The sequence below is a fragment of the Okeania sp. SIO2B3 genome, assembly GCF_010672525.1.
GTDB lineage: Bacteria > Cyanobacteriota > Cyanobacteriia > Cyanobacteriales > Microcoleaceae > Okeania.
The window spans coordinates 1-23,195 of sequence record NZ_JAAHGH010000065.1; the positions used below are offsets into that span (position 1 = coordinate 1).

The window sequence follows — 23,195 nt, forward strand, 5'->3', positions numbered from 1 at the left end:
TAGCAAAAATGCTTTCTATTGATGCTCAAGGTATGAATTTAACTGCTGAAGTTAGTGGGGAAAGTTTACCTATAAGAATTGAGTTTGACCATACTTTAAAGGATGCTGAAGATGCTCACCATACTCTTATTGATATGCTCAAATTAGCTCGTACTCAAAAATGAAATATGAGCAATTTTACGAAGGTTAAAATAAACAATCAAAAGTGAGATGCTTTTTGCGGAAAAGTTTAACAAATTGGGGTTTTAGGTGATTGTTGAAGTGAATTTGTATAGTTACTCTTCTGCTCAGAATAGTTTGATGGGAGAGTAACTCACTCTTAGTTTAGCTACATCGCCGAGAAGCCTCACGCCATATTTGAAAAATTGGCGTAAGATGAATCGGCGGCAAATTGAATAGGTTCGATGCCCATTCAATTTTCCAACATCACAGCAGAAGCTTTCGCCCTAGTAGAAAAACTTGTATGATTATCTTGCAATAACCCTGGAAATTTTCCACCATGCGCACTGCCTACCAATATAAATTAAGGCCCAATAAAGAACAGTTAGCCACCATAGAAATGTGGTTGGAATTATTGCGTCGGCAGTACAACTATAGGTTAGGCGAGCGGTTCTGGTGGTGGGACGAAAACCGTTGTCCGGTTAACGCTTGCCCCTTGGTGATGCCAATTCCTCAACTAAGAGATAATCCAGACTATTATTCTCAAAAACGAGATTTGGTCAATACCAAAGACAAGTTTCCGGAATACAAGCTAATTCACTCTCAGGTGTTACAGGATTGCATAAAACGGGTAAAACTTGCCTTTGATAGATGGTTTAAAGCAGACAAAAATGGACAGAAATTAGGAAAGCCAAGGTTCAAAGGAAAAGGACGTTATCGTAGTTTTACTTATCCTCAAATTAAACTTAACTGCATTGAAGGAAATCAAATTAATTTGCCCAAAATAGGCAAGGTAAAGTTAATTAAACATCGGCCTTTACCTGATGGTTTTCAAATTAAAACAGTAACAATTAGTCGTAAAGCAGATGGTTATTATGTGACTTTATCCCTAGAAGATAAATCAGTTCCAGCTTTAACAACTAAAGTTGAACCAACATTAAAAAACACTCTAGGAATTGATATGGGGCTGAAAGAATTCTTAGTAACAAGTGAAGGAGAGTCTATCCCCATACCTCAATACTATCGCTCTTCTCAGCAGCAATTAAAGACTCTACAAAAACGCTTATCCCGTAAAAAGAAAGGAAGCAAAAGATGGTTAAAAGCTGTCAAAACCGTAGCTAAACAACATAAAAAGGTAGCTGACAAGCGTAAAGATTTTCATTTCAAAACAGCCAATGAATTGTTATCAAAAGCGGATGTTATAGCCCATGAAAACTTAAATATTAAAGGGCTAGCAAAGACTCGTTTGAGTAAATCAATTAACGATGCTGGATGGGGTCAATTCCTGTCTATTTTGACTGTCAAAGCTGAAAATGCTGGACAGAAAACTATAGGAGTGAACCCCAAAAATACCAGCCAAGATTGCTCAAATTGTGGGGAAAAAGTCGATAAAGAATTAAATATACGAACTCATTCTTGTCCGCATTGCGGTGTTGTAATAGACCGCGACTTAAATGCCGCGATAAATATAAAAAATAGGGCGGTAGGACATTCCGTCCTTAAAGCTCGTGGAGTCCGACGGGGTACCGGGACTGGGAAACGAGAAGCCCACACTATAGCTTCAGCTTAGTGTGGGAGTATGTCACTTCCTGTTTGTTTGTCTGGAACGATCGCTCAACATCTAGAGAAGGAAAGGTAGGGTGTGTTAGCGAAGCGTTACGCACCGAAACCCACCCTACTGGACTCGGAAAACGGACAACTTCTGAAAGATTTTCTACTCATTTAAGTACATAATAATCTTCTCAAATGGCACGTTACTTCTACTGGACCTTCCCATACTGCTAAAATGAAGCGTTACATTTCATTAACGCACCCTACTGGACTGATACACTCCTGTTTGTTTGTCTAACACAAAATTATGATCTAGATTGAGTTCCTTTGAGATTCAAGATAAGCTTGATATAGCTTATCTGGATTCGTTACTGTCAATTCTGTATGGCCACATTTTCCACAAATAGTTGCCTCTAGAGCCTCTCTATGTGACCCTTTAAAAAATATAGCGTCTGGTTTTGTGAATACTTCAACTTCTAAAGATTTTATCCAGTCATTGTGTCCCCTATCAATTATCCTGACATTGTGCATTAACTTTTCAGAATTACATTTTGGACATCTTTGCATATCTCTAATAATACCTCCTGAAAATTCTAGGATTAATCTATTATAAATATTCAAAATCAATTCAAAATCGACCCTCCCATAATCTTCTGATACCGCCATTCCAACTCCCTCCTCAACAGAGGCCAACTATTCAAACTTTCATCCTTCTCCATTACCCGAAAAGCAGCACCCCGCGCCAATTCCAAAACCTCCTGGTCCTCAACCAAACTCGCCAAAGCAAAATCCGGCAACCCAGACTGCTTCGTTCCCAAAACCTGACCGGGACCCCGCAAACGCATATCCATTTCCGCAATAAAAAACCCATCCTGAGACTGCTCCAACACTTTCAAACGTTCCGTAGCATCAGTGGAACCCGCACCCCTCATCAACAAACAATAAGACCGATGGACACCACGACCCACTCGCCCCCGCAACTGATGTAACTGAGATAAACCAAACCTTTCTGCATTTTCAATCAACATTACTGTGGCATTCGGCACATCTACCCCCACTTCCACTACAGTTGTAGATACTAAAATCTGAGTTTGATTATCCCGAAATGTACTAATTGCTTGGTCTTTTTCTACACTTGTCATTTTGCCATGAAGTAAACCTATTTGAAATTCTGGGAAAACTTTTTCTGCTAACTTTTGATGTTCTTCAACTGCGGATTTTACATCCAATTTTTCCGACTCTTCAACTAAGGGTAAAACTATGTAAACTTGTCTACCTTGAACTATTTCTCGGCGGATTAGATCGTAAGCTTTTTTGCGTTGTCTTCCAGTTAAAGTCGTTGTTTGAATTGGTTGTCTTCCTGGGGGTAGTTCGTCTATTTGACTAACATCTAAATCTCCATGTAATGTCAAAGCAAGAGTTCTCGGAATTGGGGTAGCTGTCATTGCCAAAAAGTGGGGAGATTCTCCTTTTTGTTGCAATTTTGCTCTTTGTTGAACCCCAAATCTATGTTGTTCATCTATTACTACTAAACCTAATTTGTGAAAATTTACTGCTTCTTGAATTAGAGCATGAGTACCGACTAATACAGGCAATTCTCCAGTCTCAAGTTGAGAGTGAATTTCTCGGCGTTTTGCTACCTTTGTCGAACCAGTTAATAGTTCAACTGGTAAATGTAAAAGATTAAACCAAGCAACTAATTTTTTATAATGTTGTTCTGCTAATACTTCTGTTGGTGCCATTAAAGCTGCTTGATAACCTGCTTGAATTGCTGCTAACATCGCCACTACTGCTACTACTGTTTTTCCTGCTCCTACATCTCCTTGTACTAATCTTTTCATTGATTCAGGTTTTTGTAGGTCGTTAAGTATTTCATTAACTACTCTTTTTTGAGCATTAGTTAACGCAAATGGCAGGAGTTTATAGAATTGCTCAATTAATTTTCCTGTAGTTGGTAAAGCTATTCCTGTTTCTACTTTTTTTTGCAATTGCCGACGTTTCAATAATCCTAATTGTAGGTAGAAAAATTCATCAAAAACTAAGCGACGACGAGCTGCTGCTAAACAATCTCTATCTATAGGAAAGTGAATATTTTTAATCGCATTTTTTAAATCTATTAATTGATATTGATTCAGTAATCCTTCAGGCAATGTATCTAACAATTGTTCTGCTGTTGGTAAAACTGTAAATATTGCTCGTCTAACAACATCTGCTCCTACTCCATCTGTTAAGGGATAAACTGGTACTAAACGACCAACTTTCATGGATTCAATTTGACCCCCTTCACTATCAAGAACTTCTATTTCTGGGTTATCTAAATTTTTCCCATATTTGTTTTCTTTAACTAAACCTGAAACAGCTACTGTTGCACCGACTGGATAGATTTTTTTCTGCTGCATTTGCCAACCTTTATTACTAAATCTAGGTCCGGCAAAAAAGCGACTTATTTTAATTTGACCTGTAGCATCTGTGAGAGTCAGTTCGAGAATAGTTAATTTCTTATTTTTCGGGCTAGAAAAACAATTGAATCGTTTAACTTTGCCAATTATTGTGACAGTTTCTCCGGGTTCCAAGTCACGAATATTTACTTGACGAGCATAATCTATATGGTCTCTTGGGTAATAATAAAGTAATTCTCTAACTGTATATAATCCTAATGTTTCTAGGCGATCGCTGTTTCTTTTGCTAATATCTTTGACTTCTGTTAATGGTTGTTCTACATCAAGTTTATCGCTGTATTTTTGGGCAGTAACAGATTTATGTTTTAGTATTTCTTGAGTTTTTTCTTCTGGTTTAACTCTCTCTTTTTGTATTGTTTCTTCAGGCTTTACTCCTTCAGATATATACTGCATTTTTTCTAAAAAATATTTAGTTGTTTCTAGTAATCTTTGTCGTTCTTCTCTGGTCATTTCTGGATAGCTGACAAATTTATTAGAGATCTCCTGAAATTGATTTTGATAACCTTGTAAAATTATTGGTGGTTGTCTCAAACTGATACTTAAAAAGTCATTAAATATATATTGTTTTCCCTGGATATTTTTAAAACCATATTGTACTTCTACTGACAAAGCTTTTTGTAGTCTTTCCCAGTCGATATTTTCTCTTTCGTTATTCATGGCAGATTATTTCTGTAATATTTTCTTAGTCGCTCATTTATAGAAAGTCATACTTCAATCAATATCAGCATTCAGTTTTTGGCGTTGCATATTTGTGGGATGAATTGTAGCCCTGGATAAAAAATAAGTATGAAGTATTAAAGATGAGATTTACCTGTTCCAAAAACATTCATCCTCTGATTCAGCAACTCCCAGTTTTTTTGATTTCTTTTATTTTGCTTTCTTTGAGGAAAGCAATTTATCTATATAATTAATAAATTCATTAAATATCCTCTTTACTTCTTCTTTCTTCCCTCCCGACTCCTGAGGACTGACTCCTAATTCAGCAATTAACAATTAACAATTAATAATTAATAATTACCTCTTCTTAAAACGGATATGATTGACTAAAAGGATTTTTTTTGATTCTCTTGGTCGATTGGATATGGCGCAGGTTTCCTCGCCATCCCATCCTACGGAATGCTGCGCAAACGACCGCTTTATCCCCTTAAAAGGGTCAGCTTCAAGGCGTGAATTGTTGAATGAATAATTATTAACTATCAACTCTTAATTATTCATTATTCATTATTCGGTAATTATTCTTGATACCAACTAGAACGCCATGCTGACTCTGCTTCTATTACAGCTCGTTCGCGTTGCTTTTTACGATATTCTCGTTGCAGTTGATTAAGTCTTCCTAAAAGGTTACGAATTTTATTACGCCAGGCACTAACATTAATATCAGTAAATTCTATTTCAGATAACCTAAGATTTATTGCCATAACTTTAGTAACTCTAGGTTTTTTTTCCTCTTCTGGATCTTCTGCTTCAATTAATAAATTTAATAAATTAGGTTTTCCACCCAAAGGAGTATCGCCTGATTCCATTTTCGTCGCAGCTTCTAAAACTTTTTTCGGTATTTTATTTGGTAGTATTTCTGCATTTTGCAGGATGGAGTTTGCCCGGTCGGAAACTTTTTTGAGGATTTCAGGTATTTGCTTTTCTATATTCTCTTGCCAAGATATTAATGTATCTAAATTCTCTAATTTATCAATAATATTGTCTGGATAATTTTCTATTTCTTCTGTTTCAATTTTATTCAGATTTTCCTCTATCCGGTCTGCCAGTTTTGGCTCCTCATTATTAGATGTTTTAGTTGAAAATAATACAGCAGAATCAAATTCTATATTTATCTTTTCGTCTTTTAGTAGAGATGTTACTTCTTTCTCCTCCCCATCTCCTTCACTCAAAAAACTCATAATTAATTCTGGTGCGGAAGTCTCATCTGAATTTTGCTGCTCTTCTGGAATTTGTTCTAATAATTCTTCTAATTCTCTAACTGGAAATTTTGCTATTTCTCGTAACTCAGACTGCATTTTTTGTCGCTGAGAAAATGATAAATTCAGAAAAGCTTCTGGATACCCTTGAGTACATATATGATAACTAGCAAAAATTAATTGTTGGCCTATCCCTTCACCTAATACTTTGAAATAACCTTCATAAGTATCATAAAATTCCTTGGCAATTTCAGCGATCGCTACTTCTATTTCTTTCAATTTTTCCTCTATTTGTTTTTCTGCTCCCACCATGGTAGATTATTTTCTATCTATCCACAATTAAAAATTAAAAATAAACAGATTATCTCTGCTACTTTTAATTTTTAATTCTGATTATTTTTTCCCTTATGGGTTTAATACCCTACCGTCTACACGGTGTTTACAATTTGTTGGGGTTTGAGTCCCCATCAACTTTTTCCTTATTCCTTATTCCTTCTTCCTTCTTCTTTCTTCTTCAAGATTTATCAATTATTCTTTACCCATTTGTGCTGCTACTTCTTCAGCAAAATTATCCTCTTTTTTCTCAATACCCTCTCCCAAAACAAATCGTGTAAAACGACGTACTTGTACTTTTTCACCTAACTGAGCGCTAGTTTCCTTAACCAACTCTGCCACTGTGACATTTTGGTCTTTAATATAAGCTTGATCCATTAATGTTAATTCTTTGAGTCGCTTTTCTATTCTTCCCTGAACTATTTTTTCCCTAATATTTTCCGGCTTTTTACTAAGGTCTTCTCTACCCATTTCTATAGATTTTTCACTCTCCACAAATTCCGTAGGGATATCATCAACTGAAATATATTCTACCTGTGGACAAGCTGCTATTTGCATAGCAATATTTTTCACTAACTCTTTGAATGCCTCATTCCGGGCTACAAAATCTGTCTGACAATTTACTTCTACTAAAACACCAATTCTGCTGCCTGTATGAATATAACTCTCAACCAGTCCTTCTGCTGCTACCTTACCCTCAAGTTTTCCTGCAGAAGCAATACCTTTTTGTCTTAACCATTCTGTAGCCTTAGTAATATCGCCATTATTTTCTGTGAGAGCGTTTTTGCAGTCCATCATGCCTGCACCTGTTGCTTTACGCAACTCTTGAACTAACTTTGCAGATATTTCCGGCATATTTTTCATTCCTCAATTTAACTTTACAAAAAAACGTGCAGTTGAAAGCCAAGTGACTTTAGCCCTTGGATGAAAACAAGTTGTGGGAATTTATTCCCAAGTATCCCAAAAATGTGGGATAATACTAATGGATGCAAGTAGGAACAAGGTTTGTCCCATAGACTCAATGCTTGTAGGGGTAAAACTCCTGTCGGGAAGAAACTGGTAGCATAGTTCTACCAACACGCTTACCACAGACAAGCAGGCAGCAAGGATAGAGATTTATAGCTCACTCCTTGAGTAAAACCACTCTGAAAGTGAGACAAAAGTAAGGGCGATCTATGCGACATTCGGAGTCAGCAAACTTTGAGTCTGTAGGTGGTTTTTGACTACCACCACTGGAAAAAATTTAATCAAGTCCAGTGACAGCTAGTAGCTTTTGAGAATCGTGTTTTTAAACCGATTCTGATGGGACTGCTTAGAATCACCCGTACTTTAGTCGGGTGAGAAGTCAATACAACTTTATTATTTAGGAATTAATCCTACTTTAGCTTCTTAATTTAAGATAGGCTTTTTAGAAATAATTTACCGCAAAATTCAGATATAAAGCCTCTTCATTAATGGAGAAAGAAGAGAAAAAATCCTTTTAACCAATCCTTTTATTTATAAGAAGAGGTAATTCTAAATTCGCGCATTCTAAATTCTTAGTTCTTGAACCTGTATTTTATCCCTAAAAACCGCTCAACTAAACTTATCATTAAAATTTAATTTCTTTTTGTTTTCAAAGAAATATTGGTGATAATAATAATTAGCTAAATTGAACAAATTTTTTGACAAAAAAGCCTTGTGTTCAATTTCTAACCACAAATTATGTTATTTGGTAATAACATGACGTTCAACTAGCTTCATATCTTAATTGTAGCTGATAACGACTCAATGGATAGACAACTGAATAGACTTACTCATTTTAGTTATGAGTAATTTTGATGAACTTTAGATAAGTTTTCCCCTTCTGTATTTACCCTCCACCTCTACTACTCAACAATATTACTAGAATTCTAAGCATTTCCTGCGGAATGTTGGGCAAACAGCTATCAGCAGTCAGCTATTCCTACGGAATGCTACGCAAACAGCAATTAGTAATTATTCATTACTTCTAAGGTTTTGTCCAGGGACTCATGGCAGTAACTTTTTATTCTTTTTCAATTTTAAAGGTTACTTTTATGCGGACTCAAAATTAATAGCTGATAGCTAATAGCTGACAGCTGTTTGCGCAGCATTCCGTAGGAAATGCTTACCTAGAATTTGTTATTCTTCTTCATTATTTTCTGCTGATGACTCTTCTTCATCATCACTTACATTAAATTCTTCTTCCGCTCCATCATAATCATAATCTTCTTCATATTCTTCATAGCTATCATAATCTTCTTGATCCAGAGTTTCTAGTTGACCATGACGACCTTCATAGATAGCATCAGCCAACTTACCCACTATAAGTTTAATTGAGCGAATAGCATCATCATTAGCTGGAATTGGAATATCAACTTGAGTCGGGTCACAATTCGTATCCAACAAAGAAACTATAGGAATATCCAACTTCTGGCATTCTTGAACAGCATTATACTCTCGTCGCTGGTCCACCATAACAACTCCATCTGGCAAGCGACGCATATTTTTAATACCCCCCAGATATTTTTGTAACTTAGCCATTTCACGACGGAGGACTGAAGCTTCTTTTTTCGGGAGTAAATCTAGTGCCCCATTTGCTTCACGACGCTCTAGGTCCTTGAGTCTTTCTACCCTAGTTTTAATAGTAGTCCAGTTAGTGAGCATCCCCCCTAACCAACGTTGATTAATATAATAAGCCCCACATCTACTAGCCTCTTGAGCGATAATACCAGCAGCTTGACGCTTCGTACCAACAAATAAGAATTTTTTTCCTTGTTCAGAAGCAGTTCTAATATAGTCGTAAGCTTCTTCCATTAATTGAGCTGTTTGAACAAGATCGATAATATGAACGCCGTTACGCTCTGTAAAAATATACTGGGACATTCTTGGATTCCAGCGACGGGTCTGATGCCCAAAGTGGACTCCTGACTCTAACAATTGAGCCAAACTAACAACTGGCATAATTATAATCTCCTATTCGGGTTTAATCCTCCATCCAGGTGCATTCTCACAGATTCTTATCTGTAGAACACCCGACTACCCAGATGTGCGATTTTAGACAACTTTTCTAGTGTATCATATCAAATCCGGTTAAACAGTTATAGAATGGTTAAGTCTTTAGGAGTCAGGAGTCGTAGGGGTCAATGGCCATTTATTGACGCAAAGCTGTCGCTTTACATGTTGCGGAGCAAAACGCCTGTACAGGAGGAGTCAGAAGTAGAGAGAATCACTTTGATGAGCGTAGTTATGACGATTGGAGAATTTTTTTCTCAAAATAATTTGGTCTAAAACCCCGCCTTGATTGGCGAAATATTTTTGGAGGGTTGCTCAAAATCCCCGTTACAAAAATAACTTCTGACTTCTGACTTCATTAAGTCCAATTCCCCCGGACTTGATATCATATAGCAATATGATTTGAGTTGTGAGATATTGGAAACTTTTAGGCAACAGGGAACACCGGATCTGGGAACAGAGAAGAAGAAAAAAACGTATCATATGAATATAATAATTGCTATATTCTATACTTTTCAGGAACACCTCAATTCTCACAACTGATTCTTAATTGCTATATAAATTCCTACCAATACTACTAACATACCAATCTGAAAAAATTTAATGGTTGCTTGGCAAATTAAAAAGCTTATTTTAAAGACTTTAAAACATAGTGATCGACAACAGAAATATCATTGCTTTTTGAATAGAATTTATTTATGTATGAGTCAACATCACTGGATGTATATATAAAACCCTTAAATCTACCGATTAAAATTTGTTCAGGACGGTATTTTAGAAGTAATTCATATATTTCATTTTGAGTCAATTGGCCTGTCTTTATGCGCTTAGTAGAGAAAACCGCAATTTCTGGAGGAACAAGTAAATCTGCATAAAAACCATAAATTGGAACATCTGTAAATAGCCATTTTGTTGAACTTTTATGCTCTATTAGACGATTTATAACTGCAAATTGTGGTTCATAGTTTGTTTGAAGACTAGGAATATCTTTTGAAACTTTAGGTTTTAATGTCAATAATGCAAATATCATTAAAATTAATGAAATACTTGCCCAAAAATAATTTCCTAATCTAAACTCTCGTTGCTGAAAAAGGTCAAATAATGGAACAGATGCATAAGCTGCCAACCAAGCCATAGGAATAGCAATGAGACAATAATGATGTGGCCATACTGGTCTATGATTTAAAAGAAGCAATATTCCTGTTCCTAGCCATGCAACTGGAAATAGACCTTCCCATCGATGTCTCACAAAAACTACTAATATACCTAAAATAGCTAAATAAAATAGATCGTAATCTTTATTGATGATGACTTTACTTAGCCTTTCAAAACCATCTTTGATGGGAAATGCAGTTTGAATTTCCTCTCCAAAATGAGTGCCAAAAAGCTGTTCATAGCTTAACTCATTCAATAATAATGAAACAATCAAGAAAATAACAACTAAACTTATTATCCAAAGTAATAAAGGGTAAATCAATTTACTTCTTGGCTTCTGATTTGATTCAAAATTAATTTTCTTGAGATCAAGGATAAAAAGTAAAATGATTGGGCTTAAAAAAACTGTAAAAAATTTAATTTTTAAAGACAATGCAAAAAGAACACCGGAAATAATCAATAAATATTTTTGCTGACTCTTTTTGTAAATAAATAAAAAGTAGATAGAAATTACGGCTAAAGATAATGCAGGAATTCCGATCATAACAGCACTACTAAATCTGATAAACCCTGATGAAGCAGCCAATGATATTGCTCCAATAATAGCAGGGAATATTCCTAAAGAAATACGAATAGTTTCAAAGAAAAACCATATTAGTAATGCTGAAAAAGTTAAGGTTAAAAGTCGTGCTGAAAAAACAGATTTTCCAACTATACTAAACCATAATGAAAGCAGTGCTGGGAAAAAGAAAGGCTGATCGCTCCAAATTTCTGTCTGCGGCGAGTAACCTTGCATATAAAGTGAAGCCCTCATTAATTGAAGTCCTTCATCAAAATTGAGTTGGAATTCCTCCTTTAAGGGAAAAATTATAGCTACTATGATAATTGCTAGTACTAGATACAGTAGAAGCAAAGATATGTAAAATACTTTTCGTTTAATCATCATTTTTGGGGTGCATCTCAAATATTTGCAAAAATACTTTTTTTCCGATATATTCCCTATTCCCTGTTGCCTGTTGCCAAATCAACTGTTGCCTAAAAGCGATAAATTTTTGGCTTTATTCAAAATTGAGATGCACCCCATTTTTGAGTTGTGAATTTGATTAGTCAACTTAACTCAATATCTTAGTTTAATCTAGCTTTGATTAAATTGTAGTTCTGCTAACTATAACAGACAAAAACCTTGTATTGCAAATAGTTCAATATTTACTGGATAAATCAGGTCTTAAGGATGTATTTGTCCTAATATTATTTTTAAACGGTCATAATCATCTCTCAACAAAACACTCATATTTCTACCTGCCTGAACTAACCAATTACGGTCTGCTTTTCTCAGTTGATAAATTTCTCTAATAGTAGCAGCTACTAAAGCATCAACAGGAGCATTAAATAACTGTAATAAAGTCCGCAAAAAATCTAACTTTTCACTAAATCTAACTATTTCTTCTGGTTCACATAAATAAACTGCTTGATGAATTTGAGGCGGACGAGGTGGAAGATATTGGTAAATTCTGCCATTTTCTGCTGTAGAACCATTTAATTCTTCTTGAGATTTAAAACCTACTATTGCTGCCCTAAATTCTGTCTTCAACATAGCAAAAATTTGTGGTTGTTGTTCCCGTAACTGAGCTAAAGACATTCCCAAAGCTCTTGCCCTATGTACTGAATCAATAGGTAAAGTAGTTGCATAATAAACCACTCCATAAATCTGATTTCCTGATTGTTCATCTTCCGATTTTACCCAAGTACCAAAAGCAGGCATCATCGGAAAATCTAATTCTTCTGGTTCTAAACATTGAGCCAAAAATTCTGTAGTTGCTGTTTCTATTACTTCAGCTATGTAATTTTTATGGCGATTTGTGTTAGCAAACTGGGGTAAAGGAAGACGCATAATGTAGATAATTAATAATTAATAATTAATAATTAATAATTAGACAGTACAAAGTTCTGGGAATAACTATTGCTAGCTAACGCTTTCAGCGATCTAAAGGTTAAAAAGTCTTTATTCAGAGCTGTAAGTACTGCAAGCCTTTTCCCGTCAGACTTTCAGTCTTCAAGACAGATCCTTTTTTGACAGAACTTTGTACTCTCCAGTTAATAATTAATAATTATTACCTCTCCTTGAAAAGGAGAGAATTGACTCAAAGGAAAATTTTTTCTTGCTTATCCTTGAAAGGAGAGGCTTTAAACCTTAATTATTCGGTAAATTGTAGGTTTTAGTTGGTAGATAATTAATATTTCACTTAAAACCTCATACTATTCTTTACTTTTTTCAACAATTAATAATTACCTCTCCTTAAAATTTATAGAATTGGAAAGCAGAATTTGTAGACAATTAAGATTTTACCCAAAAACTCATACCATTCTTGATTTTTTTCAACAATTAATAATTACTTCTCCTTCAGGGTTGTTTCATTCTAAACTATGCCGTTTTATGTATTGATTAAACCACGTTATTTCAAGTGTTAGGAAATTATATCTTTCGCCGTATGAAAATCAATAAACTCATTGCCAAAATCTAGAATGAAATTACCCTGTCTCTCCTTAAAATTATAGAGTTAACAAACAGGATTTTTTATCTTTATTTTTTCTTCAAAGAAGATATTTAACTAGCTATTAGAGCTGATTTGTAAACTGAGCTGAAACCCTTTTCTAGCAGGGGTTTGTCGAAAATTATGCCCTAGGGGATTAGATATACCCAAACCCTTACACTGTAAGGCATTTATCTTCTTAATATTTACTTTATAAATCAGCTCTTAGTTTTTAGTATTCAGCTAGTCTCCTAGTGCAGGATGGCAGAAATAACTGACCAGTTACAAAATCCTAAAAGCCTTACTAAGCAATACTTTTGACTTTTGACTGTCAGATGTGCGTCTTACATTCTGAGGTCCCCTCAGAATTACGCACTCGCTTTTGACTTCCGCGTAGCGGCACTAACTGAATTATTTTTTCTTGCGACCTGCCGTTGCATCCACTAACTCTAATTCTGAGAGTCTAAATGTTACTAACTTATCCCAATTTCCACCTTCAAATAATACAGCAGCTTTACCGTCACTTACTCGTTGAACCTGTCCTTGAAATCCATAATAAGTATCACTAATATTTTTAACTTGAACTGCTACACCAGGTAAAATCATTGTTTTCTACTCCTATCAAAAATTTTCTCAATTTTAGGAAATTGAAGGCTGTTTTATTGTAATATTTTTAGCATCTTTGATATCCTCCCAACACTGCCCTAAGTTACAAAAATAACTTCTGACTTCTGACTTGGGGACTTCTGACTTCGTTAAGCCAAGGCCACAACAGAAACTCTACCAGCAATTTTTTGAGCGATCGCTTTGAGTTCTTGAGCAGAACTAGAATTAGGAGCGCTAACTACAATAGGAACTCCAGTATCTCCACCTTCTCTAACAGGCATTTCCAAAGGAACTCCTCCAAGTAGCGGTACACCTAGTTCCTCTGCTGTTCTTTTACCACCACCAGAACCAAAAATGTCATACTTTTTCTCTGGCATATCTGGAGGGACAAAATAACTCATATTTTCAACTATTCCTAATACAGAAACTCCTAACTGCTGAAACATTTTTAGACCTTTGCGAGAGTCCAATAATGCCACTGTTTGAGGTGTTGTCACAATTACCACTCCAGACATAGGAACAGCTTGAGCTAATGTTAATTGAGCATCACCAGTACCGGGAGGCAAATCTACCAATAAATAATCTAAATCACCCCATTGCACTTGGTACAAAAATTGTCGGATAATTCCATTCAACATTGGACCACGCCAAATTACAGGTTGATCTTTATCAATTAAAAAAGCCATAGAAACCAACTTAACTCCATGATTAAAAGCTGGTTCCAGGACTTCTCCAGATTGTCCTGCTTGTACCATAACTTTAGCATCTGCTAGACCTAACATTGTTGGGTCGTTAGGGCCATAAATATCAGCATCAATCAAACCCACTTTAGCGCCCATTTGAGCCAATGCCACAGCTACATTCACTGCTACTGTACTTTTACCAACTCCACCCTTACCACTAGAAACAGCAATAATATTTTTCACTCCATCAATACCTTGGCGGTCAGGTATAGTTTTCTGCTGAGGAGTCTCTGCTGTGACATCTACTATTACTTCCTTCACCCCGGGAAGTTGCTTGACAGCTTTTTGACAGTCTTCGACAATAAACTCTCGTAATGGACAAGCTGGAGTTGTCAATACTAAAGTAAACTCAACTTGTCCATCTTTAACTTTAATATTGCGAATCATATTTAGTTCCACCAAACTCTTTTGCAGTTCGGGGTCTTGTACTGGTCGTAAAACATCTAAAATAGATTGAGTCTCAGGTATAGTGGACATATAACATCCTTCAAAAATTAAATTTTTCTTAAATTATATCTGTTATTTGCAAGATAATGTTAAATACTTTCTTCACTTAATTACTAATAATTAAATTAATTATTAATTTGATATTTTAATAAAAGTAATGAATCTTAACCTAAGAATTAATGTAATTTAGGTAGCCTATAGAAATGATTGCCAATGAGATAAAAAATGAAATTTAGTAATTAGTAAAAGAATCAATAATAACTAGCTACAAAATCTTTTTTAATCCATCAATAATTTATCGTCTGCCATATCATAATCATATAGTTTAGATGTAAATCAACAGGCAAGACTAATTCAGTAATTAAGAATCATAGTTGAGTATTTGAAATATTCTGATTACAAGATAGGTTGATTTACTCAAGAAAAACTGGAAAAAACAGGAAAATTTTACTAGACGATCGATAGCATGGTAGGATAAAAAGTCTGGAAAGATACATATAATTTTTAGCCAAATTTGAAACACATATTGTACCTATGACAGCTTCCACTGAAACTCAAAAAACAACACCTCTATCTCTATCACTGGGTAGTACCCAAGGTCGAGTCAGTAAATTTATGCAGGATATACAAGATGAAATTTGTCAAGGACTGGAGCAACTAGATGGAATTGGCAAATTTAAAGAAGACCGTTGGGAACGCCCAGGTGGTGGTGGAGGAAGGTCTCGTGTAATTAGAGACGGTGCGGTTTTTGAACAGGGAGGAGTGAATTTTTCAGAAGTGTGGGGAGATAAACTACCACCAAGCATACTAGCACAAAGACCAGAAGCCAAAGGTCATGGTTTTTATGCTACAGGGACTTCAATGGTGCTGCACCCTAAAAATCCTTATGTGCCAACAGTGCATCTTAATTATCGCTATTTTGAAGCAGGACCTGTATGGTGGTTTGGTGGAGGTATAGATTTAACACCTTACTATCCCTATGCCGAAGACGCAGCTCATTTTCATCAAACTATTAAGGCAGCCTGTGACAAAAGCCATAAAGAGTATTATCCTGTATTTAAAAGATGGTGTGACGAGTATTTTTACTTAAAGCATCGTCAAGAAATGCGAGGTGTAGGGGGTATCTTCTTTGATTATCAAGATGGTCAAGGGGAATTATACAAAGGGCCAGATAGTCAAGGACCAGCAGCAATCTATAGTCAGCAGTTAGGAGTTCCTGAATCCCGTAGTTGGGAATCATTATTTACATTCGTACAAAATTGTGGTAGATCATTCTTACCAGCATATAAAACAATAGTAGAGCGACGGCAACCCATGGAATATGGCGATCGGGAACGCAACTTTCAGCTATACCGACGTGGCCGTTATGTTGAATTTAATCTAGTGTATGACAGAGGTACAATTTTTGGTTTGCAAACCAATGGTCGTACAGAGTCAATTTTGATGTCTTTACCACCTTTGGTTCGTTGGGAATATGGCTACAGTCCAGAACCTAATACACCAGAAGCTAAACTATATGAAGTATTCTTAAAACCTCATGATTGGGCTAACTGGAAACAAAATCATTAATTACTCTGAGTTAAATTACAGTCAGATGGGCAACCACCATAACTAATATCATCCCGAGGGAAGGGTCAGTGATTCATATTGAGCAAAAAACCCACACAACTCAGGACGGCACAACAGTAATCGTCCTAGCACCAACTGGACGCTTGGATATAACAACAGCTTGGCAGTTTCGCCTCAAGTTGCAGGAATGTATCTCCAAACTAAGTCGTCATGTAGTGGTCAATTTAGGTCAGGTTAACTTTATTGATAGTTCTGGACTTACATCTTTGGTAGCAGGCATGCGAGATGCTGACAAAGTTAAGGGTAGTTTCCGAATTTGTAGTGTTCATCCAGAAGCCAAACTGGTATTTGAAGTAACTATGATGGATTCTGTGTTTGAGATTTTTGAAACAGAAGAAGAAGCTCTTGAATATGGTGATGTCCGTGAAGAGAATAGAGCTTAAACAGTTTTGAAGCAGAACTTAATCAATTTTATATCTGAACAAACTGTCCAGCAAAGTACTTCTTTAATAAATTAAAATTCGATTGAAATGGGATTACCAAGACCAGTCAAAATAGAGTAAAAGCATATAGCTGACAACATAATTGTCAATTGGTTATCGTAAATTGTCATTATTTTAGTAAGGGTATATTGGGTTTTTCAATCCCATTTACCATTACTATTTAGAACTATTGGTAAATTTTCCTGAGATTAAAGACTGACAATTAATTTTGTTTAACAAAAAGTTTGATTGTGAATCTACTGAATATTCTGAAGTTGGCTTAACCAAAAGTTCTCACAATTGTTGTAGAAACCTACTTTTTGATGAGCAAATACAAACATTAATTTGTTCTAGCTTGACATGTATTCAAAATACCCAATCACAATTGTAATTGCACTTAGTTTAGCTGACTGTGCATTCAAATAATACCTTGATAGTTAAAGTAATACCTAGAAATGTATTATTTTGCCATATTGTCTACCTTACTTGCAATCGATCCAAATTCAGTGAGTATGGACTTGTTATTTGGTGAAATATATATTTAGTTGAACTCAGAGTTAAGCTTAATCATCTGAATGGCTGCCAATTCTTAAATTCTGGTGGCCTTTTTTGAGGAATTAGGGCTTGCTGATTAAATATCAAAGTATTGACTGATATTGGTTGTAGCATTTTTTTGTCGAAAAAAGTGTCAGCTTTTCAGTGGAAAGAGCTGCATAAAGCTAGTATTTTGGGACGATTATGGCAGAAAAATCACTCTTACAATTTTTCCGACTACCTCTTCTATCATTCCCATTTCTCCTGACTCCTGATTTCTGACTCCTACCCCTACCACTCATACTTTCCGTACGCAAACCCGAATTAGAATATTACTGCAGTACTTATAAAATCAGTTCTGAACTAAAATTGCTGTAGAGCCTTGGTAAAATATATCCTGAGTTGCAATTGTTTTAGAGCATTCCGTAATCTTGAAGGCTGAAGGCTATTTTCAACTTTAAAATTAAAGAAAATTAATTATATTTTTATCTTTAATCCTTACTTGTGCTATTATCTCAACGTTGGCCCTTGACCCGCGCTCTCCCGTTTTGCGCTTCGCATAACTGCGTTAACGGCTGTCGCCGACATGGAAAGCGGAGCATTCCGTCAGGAAAAGGCGGAGCAAGTGCGGCAGCTATTAGGGGAGCGGAGAGATGGGAAAACCAATCAATTTTGAGGTTTTGTCAATAGTATGTTAGACTTAAAATTAGGCTGCTGGGCTAGCAGTGTCAGTCTGTGGAGCGCGCCTTTAGACCGAAAAGAGGCTCGACCTTGGAGGCTGGTGCATTGTTAGCGCAGCTCCTCTGCAAGAGGCAGCAGAAAGACCTAATCAGCGATGGTTAGGAATCCCGCGCTTTCACGCAAGTGCAGCGTCGGGAGGATGTCAATAAGGAAATTCTGATAATTTAAAGGTTGGGAGCGACAACTTTTAAAACATTAGCTGTAGCAAAGTTGTACTATATATATAGTTTATATATACACAAGGGGCGACAATCAAATTTGTCAGGCAAAACAATTATCTTGTTTATACCAGGTTGCGTCAGCACAATTCCTCATCGGAAAGACAAGGTAGTTGGCCAAATATTTGTGTAGTAGTTTTCGAGAAGGTTAAAGTAATTCGCACTTGCCCTTTAAGTTGATAGAATATTCAACTGTACCATACAGTCAAGATTAGTTAAACCAGTAAGAATAAGTTAACTATTTTAATTTTATTTTTTACAGTTTAGTTATTACTGTAGGTACTTCACAAAGTCAAACCCACCCTGCTTTTCCAGTACTATATGCTTTCAAGCTGACCTAGTAGGAAACCAACAGCTGACAGGGATGGGATTATAGAATTAGAACACCAGGTGAATAATATTCGTACTGTTTCAGATACTAAGAAAGCTTTTTATAATTCTCACACCCGTCCAATTAACTCTATATACAATCGAGTTGTTGAAGAGCTGCTAGTGGAAATGCACCTGATTTCCGTCAATGCTAATTATAGCTATAATCCATTTTATGCTTTGGGTATAGTCACAGCTTTTGACCGTTTTATGGAGGGATATTCTCCTGAACAGGACAAAATTTCTATTTTTAATGCTCTGATTCAAGCACAAGAAGAAGAACCAGATAAATACCGTGCAGATGCTAAAGGATTAGAAGATTTAGCTAGGCAAATGTCTGGAAAGGATATGCTCTCGTGGATTTGCTTATCAACAGATAGAGATGATGCTCAACATTTGCAAGATAATTTAAGAGCTATTTCCGATCATTATAAATTTAAGTATAATCGCTTATTTGTTATAGGTTTATTCACTTTACTAGAAATAGCAGATACAGAGTTAGTTAAGGAAGAACAGCAGCGTACAGAAGCTATCAAGGAAATTTCCCAGGCTTTAAACTTGCCAGAAGAAAAATCATTAAAAGATATAGAAATTTATCGTAGCAATTTAGAGAGAATAATTCAAGCTCGTAGTGCTATGGAAGATACTCTGATGGCAGCTCGGAAAAAACGAGAGAAACGTAGCTTGGAAAAAGGGAATATACCTACTTCTACTAGCAAGACTTCAAATAATAGTAATTAATTATAAATAACGAAAGATTGAATTATTGAATCTTGAGTATTTTGACTGTATTATCTCAGATAATATGTTACTGGTTCATCAGACATTCTCCTTGCTATTCTTTCATTTTTATTTTTTGAGTATGAGATGTTTTCAAATATCTCTACTCTAATTAATTCCATAAGTAATATTTCTAAAATTTAGCCCACTTTATTGACGAACAATTATATATAATTATTGTCAATTTTTTATTTTAAAAAGACTATCTATTTAGTAAAAAATAGTAAATAACAATTTAGAATACTTCATAATTACGAATACAAATAATAAAAATATTTTTTTCTATATAATTATTTTAATCCTGAGAATAAACAACCTTGATTTTCCTGTCTAGTAAGGATAATTTAATTATCAATCAGACTGTTGTTCATACCGTGGAGCATTAAATTTAAGTAATTCACTAAGCTGTGAACCAACATCAGGAGAACTACCAAAAGGTGTAGGGTTAATTGGTTGTCTATCTATATTTTGAGCAATAGCTTCATTTACCCGCTGAGAAATTAGATTTTGAAGTTCATCTTTAGCCTTAGACCTTTGAAACTGAGCACCCTCTTCCGTAGTAGCATATAAAGGAGGAAGTCTATTTAAAGCATAAGCTGCAATATCCCCCACATCAAGGGTTTTGTCGCTAGTGGCCTCAATTTCTGCCACTCGTGCGATCGCTTCAGACAGGACTAATTCTTCCATCACATTAATAAATTGTTTACGAGGTAAAACGACAACTTCTCCTGTCAATAAAGCTCCCATTAGACGGTCAAGAGCCATATATTCCTCAATTGATAATTCAGAAGCTGTATTACAAATTAGTCCTACCTCTGCTTCCATAGAAGGTGTTAAATAACCATCTTGTAAAGCTTGTTCAACAATTTTTTCTATACTCATAAGTTTTATTTAAGTTTACTCAAAAGAATTTTCAAATAAGGTTTCTACATATTTATCAGACTAAGGTTATAAGTTAATCAAAGTCAATATCAACTATCACCCTACTTTTCAGAGCATAACTTAAAAATCAAATATAAGTAAGTCGGTGGAAAAAAATTCTCTGAGTCTTGATGTGTTAATTAGAAAAGTCTTATTCAATACCTTTGTATCTCCAAGGAACAGGATCGACAGCTTGACCAGATACATATAGTCCCCAATGTAGATGAGGACCTGTAGATGCCCCTGTAGATCCTACAGCACCAATTAACTGGCCAGCTTTGACAAAATCACCTTCTTGAACATTGATACGACTCAAATGGATAAAAATGCTCGTTACTCCTTGACCATGATCGATGCCCACAGTATTACCATGAATTTCAAAACCCTGAGATTCTAATCCCACTAGAGCGACACGACCAGCAGCAGGAGCTACTACAGGAGAGCCATTATAATCTGCATAATCTACCCCACGATGATAATAGTTTTCAGCAAACTCTCCATTGTAATACCGTCGTACCCCATAAATTGTACTTACAGGACCTTGGTTAGGTCGAATAAATGGACCATTCCAAAACTTCTCTGGAGTGACAAGTTTTTTAAATGCTCCTACTCTGTCAAATTCTAAGTCTGTTCCTTTGAGAGAATCTTTGCCAGGAGGTAGCCAAATAGACTGAGTGGGAAAGGAGCGACTTTGCAGATTTACATTTACATTCTGAATACCTGCTTCAGTGTTAATTTGAAGCTGTCGTGTACCTGGTCGGTCTAAAGGAGTAGTTGGTAATAATGCTCTCAGCTTATTTTGTCCAATTGAAAAAAATGAATAAGTTTTTCCATCCATATTAACTTTAGGAGTTGCTCCGCCAATAGATTCTTGAATTACAACTGATAAAGTATCTCCAAGTTGTGGGTTAGTAGGAGTTATTTGTACAGTTTGGCTGAATCCAGGGCTAGCTATTACTAATATTGTTGTAACTATAGCTAAGATTAAGCTAGGGATAAACTGTTTAATTTTGATAGGCCAAAACATTAGTTTTTTTATTTAAGATTTTTCCGATTAATTAAAGACTAAATTATATTTGCAGGTTCAAATTAAAAATATCCTCTCATCTCAGGAGGAATCTATTTGAAGAAGGTTTTAGGTCGTAAGTTTTAGGTATTAGATTCAATTTTTAGGGGGTTCAAAACTAACCAATTGCAGAAACGGTGAGTGATGGAGGAGTTATCTAACCCAATTGAAAAGGGTGTGTTTTCTACACCTAAAACTTACCACCAAAGGAAGCGTAGCTTTGATAATTAATTTTGAGCTTTGCTAATTTTTGGTATGGATAGATGGCTGAAAATTATCAACCTAATCCAATATAAAAAATATAAAAAATTATAGACTCATTCACCAAGGTCTAATTTTTAAAGTTAAGTTATTTGATTATTAATCAATCAAATTTAACGTAGTTAACACTAAATCGATAAAATGTCAATAAATTATGATTCTTGAATCATAATTTAAGACATAACTAATCAAACATTAAATATTATATCTTGAAGTTAATATACCTTGACAATATTGTGATACTTATAAAAATCTGTGCAAGAAGACTTTCGATTAATCATAGACTTGGGTTTTTCGATTGAGATGGGTGCTTTTGTGGTGGGTCTAATGATATCTGAGGTAGAGTATGCCGATCAAACCTTAACTTACGTTGAACCGATCCGAGATATTTTTGCAGCTCTGTTTTTTGTGGCGATCGGGATGTTAATTGACCCATTTTTCTTATGGAGTCATTTAGAAATTATCCTGGGTTTGTTATTTCTAGTTCTAGTGGGAAAATTTTTGATTGTCACTCCCATGGTCAGAATTTTTGGTTATCCTTTGAAAATAGTTATTCTGGCAGGTTTGGGTTTAGCCCAAATAGAAGAATTTTCCTTTGTGCTTGCTAGTGCGGGACAAACATTAGGATTAGTTTCTCGTCGGGTATACTTATAAATACTTAGGTACAATGGCTGTAAGGCAATTGAAAATTCCCCAGACTCAGAAATATCTTCAAAAACAAAAGTTAACTACAGCAGTTAATGAAACTACAGAAATCTAGCGTTGACATCTAGTGAAAAAGAATAGACTTTTTGCAGAAGTAGGCAACAGCTCATCTGGCAACAGGGAAGAAAATTTATGAAAAAATACATAAAAAATGCTCTATATGTGTAATTTCTACTCCTATGTCTAAATAGTTATAGCAGTCGAAGCAAAGTTTAGAACATTCCTAAATACTCAAAGAAGCGTCAGATATTACTTCTGACTTCTGATTTGCGCGTAGCGCTATATTTGTCCTATTTGACTTTGCCACAAATTTTGTAATTACATCATTTTGGAATTGTCTATTTCTGATTCTCTTAAAATAAGAAGGTAGAAGAAGTTTCGTGAAAAAATTAGGATTAGTTTTTGGGTTTGAGATAAACAATAGCTTGTCGCCAAATTATAATTGGTAAATCATACTGGTCTAAGAGGCAAATACAATTTGGGTCTTGCCAGAAAACTTTTCCCACATGGAGGTCATTAGTAATTAGTTTTAGCTCTACTTCTTTCTTATCTGTGATATAAGTTTGAATCTGGCGAACACTAGGTAAACTGGTATCAAAATCAGACATAATAATTATTCAATATATTTCCCACGTAA

19 protein-coding genes are annotated in these 23,195 nt (G+C 35.3%); 7 read left to right on the top strand and 12 right to left on the bottom strand.

The genetic code is table 11. The features are described 5' to 3' along the window. The first annotated feature begins 8 nt into the window (after nucleotides 1-8). The 3 genes from F6K15_RS26995 to F6K15_RS27005 all read left to right on the top strand — a co-directional run bounded on the left by F6K15_RS26995 (nucleotide 9) and on the right by F6K15_RS27005 (nucleotide 1,893). Nucleotides 9-164, top strand: a complete 156-nt coding sequence (locus F6K15_RS26995; protein ID WP_363268805.1) for a DUF2470 domain-containing protein — start codon at nucleotides 9-11, stop codon at nucleotides 162-164. A gap of 335 nt (nucleotides 165-499) precedes the next feature. Continuing rightward, nucleotides 500-1,729, top strand: a complete 1,230-nt coding sequence (locus tag F6K15_RS27000) for a transposase (RefSeq protein ID WP_293066835.1) — start codon at nucleotides 500-502, stop codon at nucleotides 1,727-1,729. Further along, nucleotides 1,729-1,893, top strand: a complete 165-nt coding sequence (locus F6K15_RS27005) for a hypothetical protein (RefSeq protein WP_293066838.1) — start codon at nucleotides 1,729-1,731, stop codon at nucleotides 1,891-1,893. The genes F6K15_RS27000 and F6K15_RS27005 overlap by 1 nt, the downstream gene beginning before the upstream one ends. A 129-nt stretch (nucleotides 1,894-2,022) precedes the next feature. Here the strand turns inward: F6K15_RS27005 and F6K15_RS27010 are convergent, their stop codons facing one another. From F6K15_RS27010 to F6K15_RS27050, 9 genes are all read right to left on the bottom strand, one after another. Then, entirely contained in the window at nucleotides 2,023-2,376 is a 354-nt protein-coding gene (locus F6K15_RS27010) for a hypothetical protein (protein ID WP_293066841.1), read from the bottom strand. Continuing rightward, complete coding sequence (recG, locus tag F6K15_RS27015; RefSeq protein WP_293066844.1) at nucleotides 2,334-4,826, bottom strand: ATP-dependent DNA helicase RecG; 2,493 nt, start codon at nucleotides 4,824-4,826, stop codon at nucleotides 2,334-2,336. The genes F6K15_RS27010 and recG overlap by 43 nt, the downstream gene beginning before the upstream one ends. A gap of 575 nt (nucleotides 4,827-5,401) precedes the next feature. After that, nucleotides 5,402-6,394: a hypothetical protein gene (locus F6K15_RS27020; RefSeq protein ID WP_293066847.1), complete on the bottom strand. Its 993-nt coding sequence runs from the start codon at nucleotides 6,392-6,394 to the stop codon at nucleotides 5,402-5,404. Nucleotides 6,395-6,610: 216 nt separating this feature from the next. Further along, nucleotides 6,611-7,270: a translation elongation factor Ts gene (gene tsf / locus F6K15_RS27025; RefSeq protein WP_293066850.1), complete on the bottom strand. Its 660-nt coding sequence runs from the start codon at nucleotides 7,268-7,270 to the stop codon at nucleotides 6,611-6,613. 1,287 nt (nucleotides 7,271-8,557) lie between these two features. Continuing rightward, nucleotides 8,558-9,379 carry a 30S ribosomal protein S2 gene (rpsB, locus tag F6K15_RS27030; protein ID WP_293066853.1) on the bottom strand — a complete coding sequence of 274 codons (822 nt, stop codon included), beginning with the start codon at nucleotides 9,377-9,379 and terminating at the stop codon, nucleotides 8,558-8,560. Nucleotides 9,380-10,058: 679 nt separating this feature from the next. Beyond that, nucleotides 10,059-11,531 carry a glycosyltransferase family 39 protein gene (locus F6K15_RS27035; RefSeq protein ID WP_293066856.1) on the bottom strand — a complete coding sequence of 491 codons (1,473 nt, stop codon included), beginning with the start codon at nucleotides 11,529-11,531 and terminating at the stop codon, nucleotides 10,059-10,061. A 279-nt stretch (nucleotides 11,532-11,810) separates the two neighbouring features. Continuing rightward, nucleotides 11,811-12,476 carry an HAS-barrel domain-containing protein gene (locus F6K15_RS27040; RefSeq protein ID WP_293066859.1) on the bottom strand — a complete coding sequence of 222 codons (666 nt, stop codon included), beginning with the start codon at nucleotides 12,474-12,476 and terminating at the stop codon, nucleotides 11,811-11,813. A gap of 1,051 nt (nucleotides 12,477-13,527) precedes the next feature. Next, complete coding sequence (locus tag F6K15_RS27045) at nucleotides 13,528-13,722, bottom strand: NAD(P)H dehydrogenase subunit NdhS (RefSeq protein WP_293066862.1); 195 nt, start codon at nucleotides 13,720-13,722, stop codon at nucleotides 13,528-13,530. Between the two features lie 149 nt (nucleotides 13,723-13,871). Then, nucleotides 13,872-14,942, bottom strand: a complete 1,071-nt coding sequence (locus F6K15_RS27050; protein WP_293066865.1) for an Mrp/NBP35 family ATP-binding protein — start codon at nucleotides 14,940-14,942, stop codon at nucleotides 13,872-13,874. Between the two features lie 504 nt (nucleotides 14,943-15,446). Between F6K15_RS27050 and hemF the strand changes: the two genes are divergently transcribed. From hemF to psb29, 3 genes are all read left to right on the top strand, one after another. After that, on the top strand, nucleotides 15,447-16,481 hold the full coding sequence (gene hemF / locus F6K15_RS27055) for an oxygen-dependent coproporphyrinogen oxidase (RefSeq protein WP_293066868.1): 1,035 nt from the start codon (nucleotides 15,447-15,449) through the stop codon (nucleotides 16,479-16,481). Between the two features lie 68 nt (nucleotides 16,482-16,549). Next, nucleotides 16,550-16,924 carry an STAS domain-containing protein gene (locus tag F6K15_RS27060; RefSeq protein ID WP_293066871.1) on the top strand — a complete coding sequence of 125 codons (375 nt, stop codon included), beginning with the start codon at nucleotides 16,550-16,552 and terminating at the stop codon, nucleotides 16,922-16,924. A gap of 1,922 nt (nucleotides 16,925-18,846) precedes the next feature. Then, a complete protein-coding gene (psb29, locus tag F6K15_RS27065) occupies nucleotides 18,847-19,566 on the top strand; it encodes a photosystem II biogenesis protein Psp29 (RefSeq protein WP_293066873.1) in 720 nt (239 codons plus the stop codon). Nucleotides 19,567-19,956: 390 nt separating this feature from the next. On the opposite strand, the gene F6K15_RS27070 is transcribed toward psb29, so the two are convergent. Then, nucleotides 19,957-20,487 (bottom strand): late competence development ComFB family protein, encoded by a 531-nt coding sequence (locus F6K15_RS27070; protein ID WP_293066876.1) that lies wholly within the window; start codon nucleotides 20,485-20,487, stop codon nucleotides 19,957-19,959. 190 nt (nucleotides 20,488-20,677) lie between these two features. Next, nucleotides 20,678-21,553, bottom strand: coding sequence for a M23 family metallopeptidase (locus F6K15_RS27075; RefSeq protein WP_293066878.1), 876 nt, complete (start codon nucleotides 21,551-21,553; stop codon nucleotides 20,678-20,680). A 555-nt stretch (nucleotides 21,554-22,108) separates the two neighbouring features. Here F6K15_RS27075 and F6K15_RS27080 point away from each other — a divergent pair. Next, entirely contained in the window at nucleotides 22,109-22,507 is a 399-nt protein-coding gene (locus tag F6K15_RS27080) for a cation:proton antiporter (protein WP_363268801.1), read from the top strand. A 446-nt stretch (nucleotides 22,508-22,953) separates the two neighbouring features. Here F6K15_RS27080 and F6K15_RS27085 read toward each other — a convergent pair whose 3' ends face one another. After that, nucleotides 22,954-23,166 (bottom strand): RNA-binding protein hfq, encoded by a 213-nt coding sequence (locus F6K15_RS27085; RefSeq protein ID WP_287279187.1) that lies wholly within the window; start codon nucleotides 23,164-23,166, stop codon nucleotides 22,954-22,956. Nucleotides 23,167-23,195: the final 29 nt, after the last annotated feature.

Bases quoted from the DNA above. Each gene is read 5' to 3' on its own strand.
- F6K15_RS27035 (WP_293066856.1), bottom strand. From the start codon at position 11,531: ATGATGATTAAACGAAAAGTATTTTACATATCTTTGCTTCTACTGTAT.
- rpsB (WP_293066853.1), bottom strand. From the start codon at position 9,379: ATGCCAGTTGTTAGTTTGGCTCAATTGTTAGAGTCAGGAGTCCACTTT.
- hemF (WP_293066868.1), top strand. From the start codon at position 15,447: ATGACAGCTTCCACTGAAACTCAAAAAACAACACCTCTATCTCTATCA.
- F6K15_RS27050 (WP_293066865.1), bottom strand. From the start codon at position 14,942: ATGTCCACTATACCTGAGACTCAATCTATTTTAGATGTTTTACGACCA.
- F6K15_RS27045 (WP_293066862.1), bottom strand. From the start codon at position 13,722: ATGATTTTACCTGGTGTAGCAGTTCAAGTTAAAAATATTAGTGATACT.
- F6K15_RS27075 (WP_293066878.1), bottom strand. From the start codon at position 21,553: ATGTTTTGGCCTATCAAAATTAAACAGTTTATCCCTAGCTTAATCTTA.
- F6K15_RS27020 (WP_293066847.1), bottom strand. From the start codon at position 6,394: ATGGTGGGAGCAGAAAAACAAATAGAGGAAAAATTGAAAGAAATAGAA.
- recG (WP_293066844.1), bottom strand. From the start codon at position 4,826: ATGAATAACGAAAGAGAAAATATCGACTGGGAAAGACTACAAAAAGCT.
- F6K15_RS27070 (WP_293066876.1), bottom strand. From the start codon at position 20,487: ATGAGTATAGAAAAAATTGTTGAACAAGCTTTACAAGATGGTTATTTA.
- F6K15_RS27010 (WP_293066841.1), bottom strand. From the start codon at position 2,376: ATGGCGGTATCAGAAGATTATGGGAGGGTCGATTTTGAATTGATTTTG.
- F6K15_RS27000 (WP_293066835.1), top strand. From the start codon at position 500: ATGCGCACTGCCTACCAATATAAATTAAGGCCCAATAAAGAACAGTTA.
- tsf (WP_293066850.1), bottom strand. From the start codon at position 7,270: ATGCCGGAAATATCTGCAAAGTTAGTTCAAGAGTTGCGTAAAGCAACA.
- F6K15_RS27040 (WP_293066859.1), bottom strand. From the start codon at position 12,476: ATGCGTCTTCCTTTACCCCAGTTTGCTAACACAAATCGCCATAAAAAT.
- F6K15_RS27085 (WP_287279187.1), bottom strand. From the start codon at position 23,166: ATGTCTGATTTTGATACCAGTTTACCTAGTGTTCGCCAGATTCAAACT.
- F6K15_RS26995 (WP_363268805.1), top strand. From the start codon at position 9: ATGCTTTCTATTGATGCTCAAGGTATGAATTTAACTGCTGAAGTTAGT.